The organism is Microcystis sp. M53603_WE2, from assembly GCF_030065435.1.
This window is the reverse complement of sequence record NZ_JASJFF010001160.1, coordinates 1-1607: the sequence shown is the minus strand read 5'-3', so window position 1 is coordinate 1607 and position 1607 is coordinate 1. Positions and strand designations below refer to the sequence as shown.

Genomic DNA, 1607 nt, shown 5'->3' with positions numbered 1-1607 from the left:
TGGTACAAAAAACAAGGGCAACAAAGCCTAAAACGACCGGCTCCTGACGACCGGCTACTGACTCCTACCCCCAGGAAAAACTTTTTCAGCAGACCCTAATTAAATTAAAAATGGATTTTAGGTTCGATCCCCCCTGCCCTCCTTGATAAGGTAGGGTTGATTCATGAATCAACCCTACTATTTAGGGGACAAGCGTTCTTGAATTTGATTAATTGCCCAGCTTAAAATCGCCCCCGCAATTAAAATACTAATAGCAGGATTGAATAAGGGCAGCCAAAGACGCTGAAAAAGTTTAAATCCTAGGGGAATTCCCGTGGATTCACCGATAACAGCCAGGGCAAACCAGAGAAAGCCCGCTATTACTAAAAACACATCAAATATTAAGATTCTATTCAACCACTTGACAAATTGCTCTTTCATTGCAGCAAAAACTTAGGTTATTTAACAGTTCATTCACGAAAAAGTATAGCACTGTCACCTTAATCCCAAGCTCTCCAGAGCCAAGCGAGTCCGGCAGTAATGATTAAAACTTTAGTTAACCAATCTCCCCAGCGCACATATAAAGTTCTTGTATCCCGTCGATAAATTGTTTCGCTATGGATTTGATATCTATCCAGATCCGATAGCCAAAGCTGATTACCGTGGGGATCGACAAAAGCAGAATAACCTGTATTGGTGGCCCGGGCCATCCATCGATCGGTTTCGATCGCTCGCATGGTATCCTGAGCATGGTGTTGAGCGGGCATGGCGTGGCTATAATGGGCGTTATTAGAAGCAGTAATAATAAATTCGCCTCCTCTAGCAGTTTGACGGCGAAAATGTTCGGAAAAAGCCGACTCGTAACAAATGCCCACAATTATTTTACCGAAAGGGCTGTCAATAATTTGATCAGGATTTCCCTGGATTAAATGCGCTTGCAAGGGAGAAAGGCGATCAACAATTCCGCCCAAAATTTCCTGAAAAGGAACGTATTCGCCTAAAGGCACGAGAATTACTTTATCATACCGACTAATCACCTGTCCCTCGCCATCAATGGTCAAGAGACTATTGTTATAACCCTTGTCCACCTTGCCAAATGCACCTAACCAGATTGGCGTTTTTTTGGCTAAAATTGCCGAATAAATCGAGCTATTATTGACTAAGTTCTCCCAATAGTAGGGTAAGGCGGTTTCAGGAGTTAAGACGGCATCTACTCCTTGATCGGCGAGAATTTGATAACCAGAGGTGTAACCTTCGAGTGCCTTTTGAAATCCTAGGGGCGAAAGTTTAATCGTGTTGGGAATATTGCCCTGAATTACGCCAATTTTTATCCCTAAATCCCTTGACTTTTCGATCGGTTTATGGTATGTGTTCCATCCCCAGAGATGGAGGCTAAAACAAATGAAGAGGGGTAAAGAGAGAAAAGCAAGATTTTGCCGCGATTGACGGATTAGGAGCAAGCTTTCGGCGATTAAACCGTTAATTGCCACAATTGCCGCCGTTACCGTCGTAAAACCCGATAATTTGCCCAATTGCAGAATCAATAAATTATGGGGACTTTGACTATAAGCAAGGGTAGTCCACCAGAGAGGGGATTGACTCCAGAGAGATTCTAACCCACACCAGAG

General features: G+C 43.4%; 2 protein-coding genes. Both read right to left on the bottom strand.

The window, feature by feature from the left end:
• Nucleotides 1-177: 177 nt before the first annotated feature.
• Nucleotides 178-420, bottom strand: a complete 243-nt coding sequence (locus PX481_RS24435; protein ID WP_002756980.1) for a DUF8620 family protein — start codon at nt 418-420, stop codon at nt 178-180.
• A gap of 59 nt (nt 421-479) precedes the next feature.
• Nucleotides 480-1607, bottom strand: a 1128-nt coding sequence (lnt, locus tag PX481_RS24430) for an apolipoprotein N-acyltransferase (RefSeq protein ID WP_288096517.1), incomplete at its 5' end; no start/stop codon positions are given.